We start from the raw sequence: 17,833 nt of genomic DNA on the forward strand, positions 1-17,833 counted from the left end.
ACCCGACTTTTTTAAGGAAGTAAAGAAGACATGGCAAGAGTAAAAAGGGCGGTCAACGCTCACAAGAAGCGTCGGGTCATCCTCGAGCGTGCCGAGGGCTACCGCGGACAGCGTTCGCGCCTCTACCGCAAGGCCAAGGAGCAGGTCACTCACTCGCTGGTCTACAGCTACCGTGACCGCCGTGCGCGCAAGGGCGACTTCCGTCGTCTGTGGATCCAGCGCATCAACGCCGCGAGCCGCGCCAACGGCCTCACCTACAACCGTCTGATCCAGGGTCTGGGTCTCGCGGGCGTCGAGGTCGACCGTCGCATCCTCGCCGAGCTGGCGGTCAACGAGCCCGCCACCTTCGCGGCTCTGGTGCAGACCGCCAAGAAGGCCCTCCCCGCCGACACCTCGGCGCCGAAGGCTGCTGCGTAACCCGCACTCACCACCGTCAGAACCCGGTCGACCTCGCGTCGGCCGGGTTCTTGCGTTTCCGCGCCGTCGAGTCCGGAGTTGTTCACACCAGGCAGCGGCGTGTCGCCTGAACAACTTCAGGCTCGATGATGCGGGGACGGGCCCTAAGCTGGGGACATGCTTGACAACCCGCGCTCACCGCGCGTTCGGGCCGTTGCCAAACTCGCGAAGCGCGCCGCCAGGGCCGAGACAGGGCTGTTCCTCCTCGAAGGACCACAGGCGGTGGCAGAAGCGCTGTCGTTCCGCCCCGAGCTCGTGGTCGAGCTCTACGCGACGCCGACGGCGCTCGAACGATACAGCGACATCGCCCAGACAGCCGTCGACGCCGGTGTCGACGTAGAGTTCGTCACCGAGCAGGTGCTGGATGCGATGGCCGACACGGTCACGCCGCAGGGCTTCGTCTCCGTGTGCCGTCAGTTCCCCACCTCGGTGAAGGACATCTTCGCCGACCGGCCTCGGCTGGTCGCGATCCTCGAAGAGGTGCGCGACCCTGGCAACGCGGGAACGATCATCCGCGCCGCCGACTCCGCGGGTGCCGATGCCGTCGTGCTGACCGGTCGCACGGTCGACCTCTACAACCCGAAGGTGGTCCGCTCGACCACCGGCTCGCTCTTCCACGTCCCCGTCGCGGTCGGCGCCAGTCTCGACGACGTCGTGCAGCGCGCCCACGGCGCCGGTCTGCAGGTGCTCGCGGCCGACATCAAGGGAGAGGACCTGCTCGCAGCGCGCACGGACGGGCAGCTCGCCCAGCCCACCGTGTGGGTGTTCGGAAACGAGGCGCGCGGTCTGGCGGACGACCTGCTGCATTTGGTCGACCGCGTCGTGACGGTGCCGATCTACGGCCGCGCAGAGTCGATGAACCTGGCCACCGCAGCGAGCGTGTGCCTCTACGAGTCCGCGTTCGCTCAGCGTTCGGCCGACATCCTGGACTGAGCCGTCTGGATCGAGCCGACTGGGCTGAGCCGTCTCGGCCCAGCCGGCCTGGCCGATCGCCGCGCGAGCGGCCGTCAGTGCGCGATGACCGGCTCGTTCGGCTCCTGCGCATCCGCGGAGACGGGGGCGCCTCCGGGGTTCCCGAGCGACGCTCCGTTCCCGCGGCGGCGGTAGAGCAGGCCGGAGAGGATCGCTCCGAAGACGAAGAACCCTGCTCCCCACCAGTACGCGGTGGCGTAGCTGTGCACGGCGGCCTCTGCTGCGACGGACGCGGTCGGCGGCAGGTGCGACGCCACGTAGTTCGTGGCCGCCGTCGCGGCGAGCGTGTTGAGCAGTGCAGTGCCGATCGAGCCGCCGACCTGCTGGCTGGTGTTCACCATCGCCGACGCGACACCGGCGAAGTGCCTGTCGACGCCGAGGGTCGCGGTCTGGATGGCCGCAGGCATGATCGAGCCCATGCCGGTGCCGAGGATCATCAGAGCGGGCAGCACGTCGGACGCGTAGTTCGCCGTGACGCCGAGGTGGGTGAGGTAGACCATCCCGACCGCGGCGATGGTCATGCCGATCGGCACCATCACCTTCGGCCCGAACCTGGGCACGAAGATGTTGGTCGAGAGCTGAGCGGCGATCACCAGCATCACGATCATCGGCAGGAAGCCGAGCCCGGTCTGGATCGGGGTGAACCTGAGCGTGGTCTGCAGGTAGTAGGTGACGAACAGGAAGATGCCGAACATCCCGGCGCCGGCGATCAGGATCGACGAGTACGACGCCCCTCGGTTGCGGTCGAGCACGATCGACAGCGGCAGCAGGGGATGCGCGGCCCTGCGCTGCCAGAGCACGAACGCGATCAGCAGCACGGCCGAGGTGGCGAGCAGGCCCCAGCTCTGCGGGGAGTCCCAGCCGTCCGTCTCCGCGTTGGAGAATCCGTAGACGAGGCTGAACAGCGCGCCGGAGACCAGGATCGTGCCTGGCACGTCGAGCTTCGGCCGCGGGCCGGAGCGGGCGACGCTGCTGACGAAGATGCTGGCGCCGATGACGGCGACGATCGCGATGACGACGTTGATGTAGAGGTTCCAGCGCCAGTCGAGCTGTTCGGTGAGGAATCCGCCGAGGAGCAGGCCGACCGCGCCGCCGGCTCCCGCGATGGCGCCGAAGATGCCGAACGCGCGCGCACGCTCCTTGGGGATCGTGAACGTCGTGGTGAGCACGGCGAGGGCGGTCGGGGCGAGGAGTGCGCCGAACGCGCCCTGCAGCGCCCTGGCTCCCACGAGCATCCCGAAGGTGCCTGCCGCGCCGCCGAGAGCCGACGCCCCTGCGAAGCCGATGAGGCCGATGATGAAGGCGCGTTTGCGGCCGATGAGGTCGGAGAGCCTGCCGCCGAACAGCAGGAGGCTGCCGAAGGCGAGGGAGTATGCGGTGACGATCCACTGGCGGTCGGCGTTGCTGAAGCCGAGGTCGGCCTGTGCCGACGGGAGGGCGATGTTCACGACCGTGGAGTCGAGGACGACCATGAGCTGCGCGAGGGCGACGGTGACGAGCGTCCACCAGCGGCGGGTCGAAACGGGAGGGGGATTCTGCGACATGGAGGTCAGCATATACGAAACTAACGAGTTCCGGATCTCCCGAGTTCTAAAATTAACCTTACAATGGTCTGGATGCACAGCCACAACACGAAGGGAGCCGCAATGACGCAGCTCGACACCGTTGACGAAACGCGGACGGCGCCCGCGAAGCTGGGCCGCAAACGCGACCACACCCGCGACCCGGAGATCATGGCGGCCGCCCTCGATGTCCTGGCGGAGACCGGATACGAGCGGATGACCATGGACATGGTCGCCGCACGGGCCAAGGCGGGGAAGGCGACCGTCTACCGCAGGTGGGGGTCGAAGGCCGAGCTGGTCATCGAGGCCGTCGCCTGCATGAAGAAGGTCGACATCGACCCGGAGACCCTGCCGGACACCGGCACGCTGCGCGGCGACATGGTCGCGATGATCAAACCGCACAGCCTCGAAGACGCGGAGAAGAAGCTGCGCGTGATGGCCGGGCTGATCTCGATGCTCGCACAGGACCCCGACCTCGCGGAGGCGGTGAACGCCGCGATCGTCGAGCCCCGCGCATCCGTCAACAGGTTCTTCATGCGCAGGGCGATCGAGCGGGGCGAGATCGCGGCGGACTGCGACGTCGAAACGCTCTCGCTCGTGACGCCGTCGATGGCGTCGTACCGCACGCTCATCCTGCACAAGCCGGTGGACAGGGAGTTCCTCATCTCGCTGATCGACGGAGTGCTGCTGCCTGCGGTCGGGCTGGCCGAGCAGCAGGGGAGCGCTCGCTAGGCGTCGTGCTCGGCTAGCCGGGTCGAGGGCGGTCGGTTCCGGACGGGGACGTGGGGCCCACGGTGCTTTTGGGTCACGCCGGTTCCGTGAAGAGCACACTCGCGTGTCCCCAGAACCCGGCCGCGGCCGCGGGGGATCTCTTGCGGGCGATACCTGCTCGTCGGCCCGAACTGATCCGTGACAGGAGCAGCTTCACGCTTCCGGGGTCGGGATTCCGTATCTGACAGTGTCACGTTTGATATAATGGTATGTCTATGGTGACAGGGACAGTTCGTCATGCCGTGGGTTCGGGTTCGGGTTCGGGTTCGGGTTCGTCGTTCGTCGGCGGGCGTGGCGGGAGCGGAGAGATGTGCGCGTAGTTGGACGAGTGGTGAGTGCTGCCCTGCTGGGCGTCGCGCTGATTGCAGGTCTGTCGGCCTGTTCGTTGATTGGAGATCGCCTAATGCCACCAGATCCTCCCGTTCGGGACCAGCAGCGCGCGTCCGCGCTCTATTTCCGTGACCAGTGGCAACCGAACGTCGAAGAGGTCCGGTTCACCCGGGACGGTGGCCGGCCGGGGCTCGGTGCGTCGTGGAGAGCGAACGCGATCGCAACAATCGAGGGCCGTGAGTACTACGTGATCATCAGCCCAGACCTCGGACCATCGTTCGTAGGCGGCACCGGTACGCCTCCTGAAGCGCCGACGCCTGCTCCGCATCTTCCTTTGACGGTTGTCTATAGCGATGGAACGTCGGAGGTGATCGAGTGACGACGGCCGAGCAGTACAGGGACCTGGCAAACAAGGCGTACGACGTGGACCGTTTGATCCAAGACCCTCCGCTGGCCGTCGGTGAAGAGTTCGGCGTCGGCAGCGGCGACCACACGCAGAAGTACCGAGTGATCGATACCGAGGATCATGCGGCGAATGGTTTTCAGGCGATGGCAGTTGTTCCCGTGGTGGGTGGAGTGCCGGACATGTCGCAGATTGTGGTGTCGTTTGCGGGCACGAATCCGGATCATCGAGCTGATGTTTTGGCGGATGTCGAGACGATTGTCGGGGGTGCGCAGGGTCCTATGTCGCAGGTGCTTGACGCGCAGTTCTTCGCCGATCGGGTGAGTGATTCGTATCCGGGATCGTCGGTGTCGACGGTGGGGCATTCGCTGGGTGGGTTCCTGGCGTTGCTGGTGGCGGCGGAGCGCGACTGGGGCGCGATGACGTTCAACGGGCCGGACCCATGGGAGTTCCTGTCTCCCACGGCGAAGAAGCGGTTGGAGGCCGACCAGAAAGCGGGCCGGTTGCGGGTGCGCAACTACGTGAACGAGTGGGATCTCATCGGCAACCTCTACGGCAACCGGACCGGCGCGGCCGTTTTCGTGTCCGACACGCGGGGCCGGTCGACGTTGAAGTATCACGACATCGGCGAGGATGGCGCGTTCAAGTTCAACCCGGATGGTTCGATCAAGCGTGCTGGGGCGACAGGCAAACAGTTCGAACACATTCTCGCGAACGTCGTCGATACGCTCCTTCCCGGCGCGTCGACAGTGGTGTCTCCCGCCCTGCTGATGCTGGCCGGGATCGCCCGCAGCCCGGTGGCGATGAGATCGTTGGCGAAGAACACGTCCGGGGCTCTCGTGGCGGTCAACACGCTTGCCGCTCTCGGCCTCGCGGCGAGTATCGGCGGCATGGTGAGCGCGCTGACCCAGATCACGCAGGCCAACGGTCGCATCATTCCCCGGATGGAGGCGGAATTGCTCGCGGCGAAGAACGCCGCCGCCCTCCTACCCACGATCACCGCGTACGACATCGAACGCTGCATCGACAAGCACCGCCTGCACGTCCACCAGAACGTCGACGTGGACGCCGTGAGCGAGGTCGACGAACGGGTCGACCGCCACATCGTGCGGGTCGCACAACTCAGCCACGGCATCACCCAAGCTGTGCGCCACACCATGGAACAGGATGCGCACTGGGCGATGACCTTCGGATTCGACCGGTAGACGAAGCGTCTCATCCCGGGGAACCACGGCTAGCGAGGCCCACTAAACTTGTGTCTCGTGTCTGAAACCTCCGAAATCTCCGAAGCCTCCGTCGAGGCGGCGGTCGCGTCGGCTCTCGCGGCGATCGACGCCGCGGCCGATTCGGCGGCTCTCAAGGTCGTGCGCGCAGAGCACACGGCCGAAGGATCGCCGCTCGCCCGCCTGAACGCCGCCATCCGCTCCGTCCCGAACGACCAGAAGGCCTCGGCCGGAAAGCTGGTCGGGCAGGCGAGAGGCACGGTCAACCAGGCATTCGCGGCCAAGGAGGCCGAGATCGAGCGCGCGGAGAACGAGGCCCGTCTGGCCGATGAGGCGCTCGACGTCACCGCTCTCCCGTCGCGCTGGACGCCGGGAGCCCGCCACCCGCTGTCGCTGCTGCAGGAGCGCATCGCCGACGTGTTCGTCGGCATGGGCTGGGAGCTCGCGGAGGGCCCTGAGCTCGAGAGCGAGTGGTACAACTTCGACGCGCTCAACTTCGACGAGGACCACCCTGCGCGCGCCATGCAGGACACCTTCTTCGTCGAGCCGACGAACGCGCACCTCGTGATGCGCACGCACACCTCTCCCGTGCAGCTGCGCGCGCTTCTCGGAAACGACCTTCCGGTGTACCGCATCGCGCCAGGCCGCGTGTTCCGCACCGACGAGTTCGACGCGACGCACCTGCCCGTCTTCCACCAGACCGAGGGCATCGCCGTCGACAAGGGACTGACGATGGCGCACCTGCGCGGCACGCTCGACCACTTCGTCAAGACGCTGTTCGGCGACGAGGCGAAGGTGCGCCTGCGCCCCAACTACTTCCCGTTCACCGAGCCGAGCGCCGAGCTCGACCTCTGGCACCCCACCTTCAAGGGCGGAGCGCGCTGGATCGAGTGGGGCGGCTGCGGCATGGTCAACCCCAACGTGCTGCGCTCCGCGGGGATCGACCCTGAGGTGTACTCGGGCTTCGCGTTCGGGATGGGCGTCGAGCGGGCGCTGATGTTCCGCAACGACGTCAAAGACATGCGTGACATGGCCGAGGGCGATGTCCGGTTCTCTCAGCAGTTCGGAATGGTGGTCTGATGCGCGTCCCCCTGAGTTGGCTCGGCGAGTACGTCGACCTCGAGCCGGGAACAACGCCGGAAGAGGTCCACGCGGCCCTCGTCTCCGTCGGTCTCGAAGAGGAAGAGATCCATTCGTTCGAGATCTCCGGCCCCGTCGTGGTCGGCGAGGTGCTCGACTTCATCGAGGAGCCGCAGACCAACGGCAAGACCATCCGTTGGTGCCAGGTGCGGGTCGCGCCAGACGGTGAGAAGGCGGCGGACGGCGGGGACGCCGTGCACGGCATCGTCTGCGGCGCCCGCAACTTCTTCCCCGGCGACAAAGTGGTGGTGACCCTGCCTGGCTCCGTCCTGCCAGGCCCGTTCCCGATCGCCGCTCGCAAGACCTACGGCCACGTCTCGGACGGCATGATCGCCTCCGCCCGCGAGCTCGGGCTCGGCGACGAGCACGACGGCATCCTGCGCCTGGTCACGCTCGGGCTCGACCCGGAGGTCGGCGCCGACGCGATCTCCCTGCTCGGTCTCGACGACACCGCCGTCGAGGTCAACGTGACGCCCGACCGTGGATACGCGTTCTCGATCCGCGGCATCGCGCGCGAGTACTCGCACGCCACAGGAGCAGCGTTCCGCGACCCCGCCGACGCGGCCGGCGTCCTGCCCACCGGCGCGCACGCGCACGGGTTCAGCGTCGCCATCGACGACCGCGCCCCGATCCGCGGCCGCTCCGGCGCGACGGTGTTCGTGACCCGCGTCGTCCGCGACGTCGACGGCTCGCGCCCGACGCCGGCGTGGATGATCGCCAGGCTCAAGCTCGCCGGCATCCGCTCCATCTCGCTCGTCGTCGACATCACCAACTACGTGATGCTCGAACTCGGCCAGCCCATCCACGGCTACGACCTCGACAAGCTGCGCGGCGGCATCGTCGTGCGCAGGGCGCACGCCGGCGAGACCCTGGTGACGCTGGACGACCAGACGCGCACGCTGGACGAGGAAGACCTCGTGATCACCGACGACTCAGGGCCGATCGGCCTCGCGGGCGTGATGGGCGGCGCATCCACTGAGATCGGAGCGGACACGACCAACGTGCTGGTCGAGGCCGCCAACTTCGACCCGGTGTCGATCGCCCGCACCGCGCGCAGGCACAAGCTGCCGAGCGAGGCGTCCAAGCGCTTCGAGCGCGGCGTCGACCCGCGCGTCGCCGTCGCGGCGGCGGGCCGCGTCGTGCAGCTCCTCGAACAGCTGGCCGGGGGCCATGCCGACGAGCTCGGCTCTGTGCTCGACGCCGCGGAGGCGCCCGAGGCCATCCGCCTGCCAGGCACGTACATCGCCTCGCTCGTCGGCGTCGCGTTCACCGACGACGAGGTGCGCGGAGCGCTCGCCGAGATCGGCGGAGCCGTGTCGGAGGACGGAGCCGACCTGCTCGTGGTCCCTCCGACCTGGCGCCCCGACCTGCGCGACAAGTCCGACCTCGCGGAGGAGGTGGCGCGCATCGTCGGCTACGACCGCATCCCGTCGGTGCTGCCCGTCGCGCCTCCCGGCCGTGGGCTGACCCGCGAGCAGAAGCTGCGTCGCGCCGTGGTGCAGACGCTGGCCGACAACGGGGCGACGGAGATCCTCGCGTTCCCGTTCGTCAGCGAGAAGGCGAACGACCTGTTCGGTTCGCCCGTCGCCGGCGGCGTTCCGGCGGTCAAGCTGGCGAATGCCCTGGATGCGACGGCCCCGTACCTGCGCACCGCTCTGCTCCCCGGCCTGGTCGACGTTGCGAAGCGCAACCTCGCCCGCGGCCTGGTCGACCTGAGCATCTACGAGCTCGGCACGGTCTTCCGTCCGTCCGGCGACGCCATCGGCAGCGAGACGCTCCCGCTCGGGGCGGCACTTCCGTCCGATGAGGTCCTCGCAGGGCTCAACGCCGGCATCCCCGCCCAGCCGAGGCACCTCGCGGGTCTCGTGCTCGGCCACGCCGTGCTCAAGCAGCCCGGTCAGGATGCCATCGCGGCCGGTATCGCGGACGCACTCACCATGGTCGCGCAGACGGCAGCAGCGCTCGGCCTGGAGGTCGAGCCCGTGCAGAGCACGCACCAGGCGATGCACCCCGGTCGCACGGCTCAGCTCGTCGCCAGGGGCGCGGACGGCGTCGGCGTGCCTGTCGGCTACGCGGGCGAACTGCTTCCCTCCCTGGCGGAAGAACTCGACCTGCCGCGCGTGGTGGCCGTGTTCGAGCTCGACCTGGATGCGCTGATCGCTGTCGCTCCCGCCGACATCGTCGCAGGCACGATCGCCGGATTCCCGGCCGCCACCCAGGACCTCTCGCTCGTCGTTCAGCAGGAGATCCCGGCCGGCGACGTGAAGCGAGCTGTGCAGGACGGCGCTGGGCCGCTGCTGGAGCACATCCGGCTGGTCGACGACTACCGCGGCCAGGGCATCCCGACCGGAAGCAAGAGCCTGACCTTCGCGCTGCGCTTCCGCGCCGAGGACCGCACGCTCACCGCAGCGGAGGCCACAGAGGCCAAGCTGGCCGGTGCCGCACGTGCGGGCGAGCTGTTCGGAGCCCACATCCGCGAGTGAAAAGCGGCGCGCTCCTCGTGCGAAAAGCGCGGTCCCACTCGTTGGGGCCGCGCTTTTTGCACGAATCGTGCGCCAGAGCGCCTGCCGGCGGGGACGGCGAGGAGGAAGGGCGTGCGGGCGATTGGTGGGGCGCGGGCGCGGGACGATAGTGTTGCCCCATGCTTTCAGTTCGGTGCAGTGAGGACACGCGCTCGGCTTCTGCCGCCCGCGCCATGCGCCGACGCCTCCGCGACCGCCGAATCTAGGCGGCGCTGGCGCGACCCTTGTGCGAGGGGACCGTGGGTGCCGCCTTCATCGAGGCCCCTGTCGTCCACTCAATAAGGTAGAAGCATGACTTTCCAGGTAGCCGTAGCCGGAGCATCCGGTTATGCGGGCGGAGAGCTCCTGCGGATTCTCGCCGGTCACCCCGACTTCGAGATCCGCACCGTCACGGCGCATCAGAACGCCGGACAGCCGCTCATCGCCCACCAGCCCCATCTCCGTTCCCTCAGCCACCTCACGCTCGTCGAGTCGACCGCGGAGAACCTCTCCGGTCACGACGTGGTGTTCCTCGCCCTCCCGCACGGCAAGTCCGGCGAGATCGCGGCCCAGCTCCCCGCCGACACGCTCGTCGTCGACTGCGGCGCGGACCACCGGCTCGAGAGCCCAGAGTCGTGGGCGGCGTTCTACGGCGGCGAGTACTTCGGCTCGTGGGCGTACGGCGTTCCCGAACTGCCGCTCGGCACTGCGCAGGACGGGTTCGGCAAGCAGCGGGATGCGCTGGCCGGGGCCACCAGGATCGCCGCCCCCGGCTGCAACGCCAGCGCCGTCTCGCTCGCCCTCGCGCCCGGCATCGCTGCCGGGCTGATCGAGGAGGAAGACATCGTCGCCGTCCTCGCGGTCGGCCCGTCCGGCGCTGGCAAGAGCCTCAAGCCGATGTACCTGGCGAGCGAGATCCTCGGCTCGGCCAACCCGTACGCGGTCGGTGGAACGCACAGGCATATCCCGGAGATCCAGCAGAACCTGCGGAAGGCCGGGGCCGCGCATCCTACGGTGTCGTTCACGCCAGTGCTCGTGCCGATGTCGCGGGGCATCCTGGCCACGTCGACCGCGCGCCTCAAGCCGGGAGTAACGGCCGAGCAGGTGCAGCAGGCGTGGGAGGCGGCGTACGAGGGGGAGACCTTCGTGCAGGTGCTACCTGCGGGAACCGTTCCGCGCACCGCTGACGTGCTCGGCGCGAACACCGCGCTGATCGGCGTCGCAGTCGACCACGAGGCCGGTCGTGTCGTCACGGTCCTTGCTCTCGACAATCTCTACAAGGGGACGGCCGGAGCGGCCATCCAGTCGGCCAACATCGCCCTGGGTCTCGACGAGACCGCGGGCCTGACCGTGAACGGAGTGGCACCGTGAGCGTCACAGCAGCATCCGGATTCGCCGCAGCGGGAGTCGCCGCCGGCCTCAAGGCCAGCGGGAAGCGCGACGTCGCGCTCGTGCAGAACCTCGGCCCGCTCAACGCGGCGGCCACGGTGTTCACCACCAACAGGTGCCAGGCCAACCCTGTGATCTGGAGCAGGGAGGTCATCAAGGACGGCGTTGTCTCCGCGATCGTCCTCAACTCCGGTGGCGCCAACTGCTACACCGGCGCACAGGGGTTCCAGACCACGCACGCCACGGCCGAGGCCGTCGGCGAGCGTCTCGGCGTCTCGGCCGGAGACGTCCTCGTCTGCTCGACCGGCCTGATCGGCGACCAGCTCGACCTCGGCAAGCTCACGGCCGGGGTCGCAGAGGCCAGTGCAGCCCTCGCTGCCGATGCCGGCTCTGCAGACGCGGGGCTCGCCGCCGCTGAGGCCATCATGACCACCGACACCATCCCGAAGCAGGCGGAGCACCGCTCACCTGCAGGGTGGACGGTCGGCGGCATGGCGAAGGGAGCCGGGATGCTCGCGCCCGGCCTCGCCACGATGCTCGTCGTCATCACGACGGACGCCGTGCTCGACTCCGCCCAGTTGGATGCGGCGCTCAGGAAGGCGACCCGCGTCACCTTCGACAGGCTCGACTCCGACGGCTGCATGTCAACGAACGACACGGTCGCGCTGCTCGGCTCCGGCGCGAGCGGTGTCGTAGCGGACGAGAACGAGTTCGCGGCAGCGCTCACCGAGGTGTGCCGCAGCCTGGCAGAGCAGTTGCAGGCCGACGCCGAGGGCGCATCCCACGACATCGCCATCGAGGTGGTCAACGCGGCCAGCGAGGACGACGCCGTGACGGTCGGACGGGCCGTCTCCCGCAGCAACCTGTTCAAGGCCGCGATCTTCGGCAACGACCCCAACTGGGGCCGTGTGCTCGCTGCGGTGGGCACGACCGATGCCGAGTTCGACCCGTACGGCATCGACGTGGCGATCAACGGCATCCAGATCTGCACGGCGGGGGAGCCTGACCAGCCGCGCGAGCTCGTCGACCTCACGCCGCGCGCCGTGCACATCCTGATCGACCTGCACGCAGGCGACCAGGCGGCGACGATCCTGACCAACGACCTCACGCACGACTACGTGCACGAGAACAGCGCGTACGCGAGCTGACATGAGCGACGAGACGACAGCACCAGACGCCGCAGAGACGGACGCCGCAGAGACCGGCGCCGCAGAGACCGCAGAGCGGCGCGACGCCACCGCGAAAGCCGAGACCCTCATCGAGTCGCTTCCCTGGCTGAAGCGCTTCCACGATCAGATCATCGTCGTGAAGTTCGGCGGGAACGCGATGGTCAGCGAGGAGTTGCAGCACGCGTTCGCCGAGGACATGGTCTACCTGCGCTACGCGGGCATCCGCCCTGTCGTCGTGCACGGAGGAGGGCCGCAGATCTCCGCGATGCTCGACAGGCTCGGCATCGAGTCGGAGTTCCGCGGCGGCTACCGGGTGACGACGCCGGAGGCGATGGATGTGGTGCGAATGGTGCTCACCGGCCAGATCAACCGGGAGCTCGTCAGCAGCATCAACAAGCACGGGCCGCTCGCGGCTGGGATCTCCGGTGAGGACGCCGGGCTGTTCCAGGGGCGCAAGCGCGGCACGGTCGTCGACGGCGTCGAGGTCGACCTCGGACTCGTCGGCGACGTGATCGGCGTGAACCCCGAGGCGGTGCACGCCCAGCTCGACGCCGGGCGCATCCCTGTGGTGTCGTCGATCGCGCCGGACATCGACGATCCAGGGCACTCGCTCAACGTCAACGCGGATGCGGCTGCCGCAGCGCTCGCCGTCGCGCTCGGAGCCGCGAAGCTCGTCATCCTGACCGACGTCGCCGGCCTGTACAGCGACTGGCCGAACCGCGACTCGCTGCTGTCCAAGATCGACGCATCCGAGCTGCGTGCCCTGCTGCCGTCGCTCGAGTCCGGCATGATCCCGAAGATGTCCGCCTGCCTGGATGCCGTCGACGGGGGCGTCGCGAAGGCCGCGATCATCGACGGGCGCATCCCGCACTCGATCCTGCTCGAAGTCTTCACCCAATCGGGGATCGGAACGGAGGTGGTGCCATCGTGAGCACCAGCACGACCACGGACTGGACCGACCGGTTCGGCCACACCATGATGCGCACCCTCGCCACGCCCAAGCTGATGCTGGCGCGCGGGGACGGCTGCCGCGTCTGGGACGTCGACGGCAACGAGTACCTCGACTTCCTCGCGGGGATCGCCGTCAACTCGCTCGGCCACGCGCATCCCGTGCTGGTGGATGCGGTCAGCCGCCAGATCGCGACCCTCGCGCACGTCTCCAACTACTTCGCGACCCCGCCGCAGCTCGAGCTCGCCGAGCGGCTCACCAGGATCACCGGCGCGGGCGACGCCGGCCGCGTGTACTTCTGCAACTCGGGAGCAGAGGCGAACGAAGCGGCGTTCAAGCTGGCGCGGCTGAACAGGTCGGGCGGGCACCGCACCCGCGTGCTCGCGCTGAACAACGCGTTCCACGGCCGCACGATGGGGTCGCTCGCGCTCACCGGCAAGCCGCCGATGCGCGAGGCGTTCGAGCCGCTTCCTGCCGGAGTCGAGCACATCGACACGACGATCGAGGCGCTGGAAGCCGCGATCGACGACAGGGTGGCCGCGCTCTTCATCGAGCCGATCAAGGGCGAGGCAGGGGTCATCGACCTGCCTGCCGGGTTCTTGAAGCGTGCAAGGGAGCTGACGGAGCAGCACGGCGTGCTGCTCGTCATCGACGAGATCCAGACCGGGGTCGGCCGCACGGGACGCTGGTTCGCGTACGAGCACGCCGGCATCCTCCCGGACGCCGTCACGGTCGCCAAGGGCATCGCGGGTGGCGTGCCGATCGGCGCCCTGGTCACGTTCGGCTGGGCCTCCGAGCTGTTCTCGCAGGGTCAGCACGGCTCGACCTTCGGCGGAAACCCGCTCGCGACAGCGGCGGGCAACGCCGTGCTCGGCGAGATCGAGCGCGCCGACCTGGTCGGCAACGCCGAGCGCCGAGGCGAGGAGCTGCGCGCGATCATCCGCGCATACGACTCCCCGCTGATCGGCGAGGTGCGCGGCCAGGGGCTGTTGATCGGCATCGGCCTGACGGAGGGGGATGCGCACCGCCTGTCGGATGCGGCACTCGCCAACGGCCTGATCATCAACGCCCCCAACGAGTCCAGCATCCGGCTGGCCCCTCCGCTGATCGTCGGCGACGAGGAGGTCGCAGAGTTCCGCGAGCGATTCGGCCGAGCCCTCGCTTCCATCCACACCACAGGAAAGAAATCATGACCAGGCACTTTCTGCGCGACGACGACATCACCCCCGCCGAGCAGGCCGAGATCCTCGAGCTCGCGGCCCAGCTCAAGAAGGACCGCTTCTCCGCCAAGCCGCTGGCCGGCCCGCAGACGGTCGCGGTGATCTTCGACAAGTCGTCGACCCGCACCCGCGTCTCGTTCGCCGTCGGCATCGCCGATCTCGGCGGCAGCCCGCTGATCATCTCGACCGCGAACAGCCAGCTCGGCGGCAAGGAGACCCCGTCCGACACCGCCCGCGTTCTGGAGCGCATGGTGTCTGCCATCGTCTGGCGCACATACGCCCAGTCCGGACTGGAGGAGATGGCGAAGGGCACCACCGTCCCCGTCGTCAACGCGCTCTCCGACGAATTCCACCCGTGCCAGATCCTGGCCGACCTGCTCACCATCCAGGAGAAGCGCGGCTCGCTCGCCGGGCTCACGCTCACCTTCTTCGGCGACGGCGCCAGCAACATGGGTCAGTCGTACGTTCTCGCCGGGGTGACGGCAGGGATGCACGTGCGCATCGCATCCCCGGCCGACTACGCACCGTCGGAAGCGGTGATCGCGGACGCGAACGCCATCGCGGCGCAGACCGGCGGCTCCGTCACGCTGTTCACCGACCCGCACGAGGCGGCAGCCGGCACCGATGTGATGATCACCGACACCTGGGTGTCGATGGGCAAAGAGGACGAGAAGGCGGAGCGCATCGCCGTCTTCGGCGGCTACCGCGTGGACGCCGCCCTCATGGCGCTCGCCGAGCCGGACGCCCTGTTCATGCACTGTCTTCCCGCCGACCGTGGCTACGAGGTCACGGCCGACGTCATCGACGGCCCTCAGTCGGTCATCTGGGACGAGGCGGAGAACCGCCTGCACGCCCAGAAGGCTCTGCTGGTCTGGCTGCTCGCGAAGAACGCCGCCTAGCGGCACTCCCTAGAATCTTTTACGAACCACAAGCTGAAGGAGAATCATGGCGGAACGTGTTGTTCTCGCGTACTCGGGCGGTCTCGACACCTCGGTCGGCATCGGCTGGCTGAAGGACGCGACCGGTAAAGAGGTCGTGGCCCTGGCGGTCGACGTCGGACAGGGCGGAGAGGACATGGAGGCCATCCGTCAGCGCGCGCTCGACTGCGGTGCCGTCGAGTCCGTCGTCGTGGATGCGAAGGACGAGTTCGCCGACGACTACATCATGCCGGCGCTCAAGGCCAACGCGCTCTACCAGAAGCGCTATCCTCTGGTCTCGGCGCTCAGCCGCCCGGTGATCGCCAAGCACCTCGCGCAGACCGCCAAGGCGCTCGGCGCGGACAGTGTGGCCCACGGATGCACGGGCAAGGGCAACGACCAGGTGCGGTTCGAGGCTGCGGTCGCCGCTCTCGCCCCCGAGCTCACCTCGCTGGCCCCGGTCCGCGACTTCGCCCTCACCCGCGACAAGGCCATCGTCTACGCGGCGGAGCACAACCTCCCCATCGAGCAGTCGAAGAAGTCGCCGTACTCGATCGACCAGAACGTCTGGGGTCGCGCCGTGGAGACCGGCTTCCTCGAAGACCCGTGGAACGCCCCCATCGAAGACCTGTACACGTACACGCAGGACCCGGCCGTGACGCGCGAGCCCACCGAGGTCGTCATCTCGTTCCGCGAGGGCATCCCCGTGGCGATCGACGGCAAGCCGGTCACCCCGCTCGAGGCCGTTCAGCTGATGAACACGGTCGCCGGCGGCCAGGGCGTCGGCCGCATCGACATCGTCGAGGACCGCCTGGTCGGCATCAAGAGCCGTGAGGTCTACGAGTCGCCGGCCGGCATCGCGCTGATCGCGGCCCACGAGGAGCTCGAGAACATGACCGTCGAGCGCGACGTCGCCCGCTACAAGCGCACCGTCGAGGCCAAGTGGTCGGAGCTCGTCTACGACGGCCTCTGGTTCTCCGGCCTGAAGCGCGCACTCGACGTGTTCATCGACGAGACCCAGAAGTACGTGAACGGCGACATCCGCCTGAAGCTGCACGCGGGCTCCGCAGTGGTCACCGGCCGTCGCAGCGACACCAGCCTGTACGACTTCAACCTGGCGACCTACGACACCGGCGACACGTTCGACCAGTCGCTCGCCAAGGGCTTCATCGAGCTGTGGTCGCTGCCGAGCAAGATCTCGGCCCGTCGCGACCAGGCGCAGTAGGGAGTACGGTGTCTGATCAGAACGATCAGCCGGCCGCAGGCAACCGCGCCGGCGAGGCGGGCGCCCTCTGGGGCGGCCGGTTCGCCGGCGGGCCGTCGCCGGAGCTCGCCGCGCTGAGCAAGTCCACCCAGTTCGACTGGCAGCTCGCGGCGTACGACATCGCCGGGTCCCGAGCGCACGCCCGCGCCCTCGCGGCCGCAGGCTACCTCGCGCCGGACGAACTCGACGGAATGCTCGGGGCGCTCGACCTGCTCGACGCCGACGTCGCCTCCGGCGCGTTCGCGGCGCTCGAGACCGACGAGGACGTGCACTCCGCACTGGAGCGCGGCCTGATCGAGCGGGCGGGGACGGAGCTCGGCGGCAAGCTGCGTGCCGGTCGCAGTCGCAACGACCAGATCGCGACGCTTGTGCGGCTGTACCTGCGCGACCACGCCGGGGTCATCGCCGAGCGGCTGATCGCACTGATCGACGCCATCGCGGCTCAGGCGGACGCGCATCCGACAGCCATCCTGCCTGGACGGACGCACCTGCAGCACGCGCAGCCCGTGCTGCTGGCGCACCATCTGCTCGCGCACTGCTGGCCGCTGGTGCGCGACCTGGAGCGCCTGGCCGACTGGGACAAGCGCGCGAACGTCTCCCCGTACGGCTCGGGAGCCCTCGCCGGATCCACCCTGGGGCTCGACCCGCTGCTGGTCGCTCGCGACCTCGGATTCGCCGCCAGCTCGGAGAACTCGATCGACGGAACGGCGGCGCGGGACGTCGTCGCAGAGTTCGCGTTCGTCTGCGCCCAGATCGGCGTCGACCTGTCGCGGTTCGCGGAGGAGATCATCCTCTGGAACACGCGCGAGTTCGGCTTTGTCACGCTCGACGACTCGTACTCCACCGGCTCATCGATCATGCCGCAGAAGAAGAACCCGGACATCGCGGAGCTCACCCGCGGCAAGGCCGGGCGCCTGATCGGCAACCTGACAGGGCTGCTCACCACGCTGAAAGGCCTCCCGCTCGCGTACAACCGCGATCTGCAGGAGGACAAGGAGCCGGTCTTCGACTCCGTCACGACCCTCGAAGTCGTGCTGCCGGCGTTCACCGGCATGGTGGCGACGCTGCGCTTCCACACCGACAGGATGGCGGAGCTCGCGCCGCAGGGCTTCTCGCTCGCGACGGATGTCGCGGAGTGGCTGGTCAAGCGCCGCGTGCCGTTCCGCGACGCGCACGAGATCACGGGCAACCTGGTCAAGTTCGCGGAGGAGCGCGGCCTGGAGCTGAGCGACGTCGACGACGAGGGTCTCGCATCCGTGTCGCCGCTGCTGACCCCGGAGGTGCGTGAGGTGCTGACCATCGACGGTTCCGTCGCCAGCCGTGACAACGTCGGAGGGACGGCCCCTGTGCGCGTCGCCGAGCAGCTCGCGGCGCTCACCGAGCGGGTGCGGGTGCTGACCTCGGCGTTCGTGGCGGCCAGAAGGGACCTCGCCTGATGAGCGGTTCCCGGCCGGACAAGAAGTCGCCGAAGTATCCGTGGATCATCCCGGCGATCGTGGTGGTGGCGAGCCTGGTGATCGTGATCGGGCTGATCGTCACGGTCGTCGTCGGCGGCCGGATCTTCTAG

Annotated in this window: 16 protein-coding genes; 15 read left to right on the plus strand and 1 reads right to left on the minus strand. The window is 68.6% G+C overall.

The genetic code is table 11. The annotated features are described in order from the left end of the window. Positions 1-30: 30 nt before the first annotated feature. Complete coding sequence (gene rplT / locus ACIRCZ_RS15005; RefSeq protein WP_055891081.1) at positions 31-417, plus strand: 50S ribosomal protein L20; 387 nt, start codon at positions 31-33, stop codon at positions 415-417. A 156-nt stretch (positions 418-573) separates the two neighbouring features. Then, complete coding sequence (locus ACIRCZ_RS15010; RefSeq protein WP_055891085.1) at positions 574-1,389, plus strand: RNA methyltransferase; 816 nt, start codon at positions 574-576, stop codon at positions 1,387-1,389. Between the two features lie 74 nt (positions 1,390-1,463). Here ACIRCZ_RS15010 and ACIRCZ_RS15015 read toward each other — a convergent pair whose 3' ends face one another. Then, the gene (locus tag ACIRCZ_RS15015; protein WP_235500353.1) at positions 1,464-2,972 is read right to left on the minus strand and encodes an MFS transporter; all 1,509 of its coding nucleotides are present in this window, start codon (positions 2,970-2,972) and stop codon (positions 1,464-1,466) included. Between the two features lie 72 nt (positions 2,973-3,044). Here ACIRCZ_RS15015 and ACIRCZ_RS15020 point away from each other — a divergent pair, with 72 nt between their 5' ends. From ACIRCZ_RS15020 to ACIRCZ_RS15080, 13 genes are all read left to right on the plus strand, one after another. After that, complete coding sequence (locus tag ACIRCZ_RS15020; RefSeq protein WP_402854452.1) at positions 3,045-3,722, plus strand: TetR/AcrR family transcriptional regulator; 678 nt, start codon at positions 3,045-3,047, stop codon at positions 3,720-3,722. 370 nt (positions 3,723-4,092) lie between these two features. Beyond that, on the plus strand, positions 4,093-4,470 hold the full coding sequence (locus tag ACIRCZ_RS15025) for a hypothetical protein (protein ID WP_402854454.1): 378 nt from the start codon (positions 4,093-4,095) through the stop codon (positions 4,468-4,470). Continuing rightward, positions 4,467-5,699, plus strand: a complete 1,233-nt coding sequence (locus ACIRCZ_RS15030) for a hypothetical protein (RefSeq protein WP_402854456.1) — start codon at positions 4,467-4,469, stop codon at positions 5,697-5,699. The genes ACIRCZ_RS15025 and ACIRCZ_RS15030 overlap by 4 nt, the downstream gene beginning before the upstream one ends. 57 nt (positions 5,700-5,756) lie before the next feature. Continuing rightward, positions 5,757-6,797, plus strand: coding sequence for a phenylalanine--tRNA ligase subunit alpha (pheS, locus tag ACIRCZ_RS15035; protein WP_055891102.1), 1,041 nt, complete (start codon positions 5,757-5,759; stop codon positions 6,795-6,797). Continuing rightward, a complete protein-coding gene (pheT, locus tag ACIRCZ_RS15040; RefSeq protein WP_402854458.1) occupies positions 6,797-9,340 on the plus strand; it encodes a phenylalanine--tRNA ligase subunit beta in 2,544 nt (847 codons plus the stop codon). Before pheS ends, pheT begins: the two co-directional genes overlap by 1 nt. Positions 9,341-9,670: 330 nt before the next feature. Further along, positions 9,671-10,729, plus strand: a complete 1,059-nt coding sequence (gene argC / locus ACIRCZ_RS15045; RefSeq protein WP_402854460.1) for an N-acetyl-gamma-glutamyl-phosphate reductase — start codon at positions 9,671-9,673, stop codon at positions 10,727-10,729. Next, the gene (gene argJ, locus ACIRCZ_RS15050) at positions 10,726-11,895 is read left to right on the plus strand and encodes a bifunctional glutamate N-acetyltransferase/amino-acid acetyltransferase ArgJ (RefSeq protein WP_402854462.1); all 1,170 of its coding nucleotides are present in this window, start codon (positions 10,726-10,728) and stop codon (positions 11,893-11,895) included. The genes argC and argJ overlap by 4 nt, the downstream gene beginning before the upstream one ends. A 1-nt stretch (position 11,896) precedes the next feature. Beyond that, positions 11,897-12,847: an acetylglutamate kinase gene (argB, locus tag ACIRCZ_RS15055; RefSeq protein ID WP_402854464.1), complete on the plus strand. Its 951-nt coding sequence runs from the start codon at positions 11,897-11,899 to the stop codon at positions 12,845-12,847. Then, on the plus strand, positions 12,844-14,058 hold the full coding sequence (locus ACIRCZ_RS15060; protein ID WP_402854466.1) for an acetylornithine transaminase: 1,215 nt from the start codon (positions 12,844-12,846) through the stop codon (positions 14,056-14,058). Before argB ends, ACIRCZ_RS15060 begins: the two co-directional genes overlap by 4 nt. Beyond that, on the plus strand, positions 14,055-14,984 hold the full coding sequence (argF, locus tag ACIRCZ_RS15065; protein ID WP_055891123.1) for an ornithine carbamoyltransferase: 930 nt from the start codon (positions 14,055-14,057) through the stop codon (positions 14,982-14,984). The genes ACIRCZ_RS15060 and argF overlap by 4 nt, the downstream gene beginning before the upstream one ends. A 46-nt stretch (positions 14,985-15,030) precedes the next feature. Continuing rightward, positions 15,031-16,227 carry an argininosuccinate synthase gene (locus ACIRCZ_RS15070; RefSeq protein WP_402854469.1) on the plus strand — a complete coding sequence of 399 codons (1,197 nt, stop codon included), beginning with the start codon at positions 15,031-15,033 and terminating at the stop codon, positions 16,225-16,227. An 8-nt stretch (positions 16,228-16,235) separates the two neighbouring features. After that, positions 16,236-17,702 carry an argininosuccinate lyase gene (gene argH, locus ACIRCZ_RS15075; RefSeq protein ID WP_402854471.1) on the plus strand — a complete coding sequence of 489 codons (1,467 nt, stop codon included), beginning with the start codon at positions 16,236-16,238 and terminating at the stop codon, positions 17,700-17,702. Then, the gene (locus tag ACIRCZ_RS15080) at positions 17,702-17,833 is read left to right on the plus strand and encodes a hypothetical protein (RefSeq protein ID WP_268765781.1); all 132 of its coding nucleotides are present in this window, start codon (positions 17,702-17,704) and stop codon (positions 17,831-17,833) included. Before argH ends, ACIRCZ_RS15080 begins: the two co-directional genes overlap by 1 nt.

This window comes from Leifsonia sp. NPDC102414 (assembly GCF_044765685.1).
Taxonomy (GTDB): domain Bacteria; phylum Actinomycetota; class Actinomycetes; order Actinomycetales; family Microbacteriaceae; genus Leifsonia.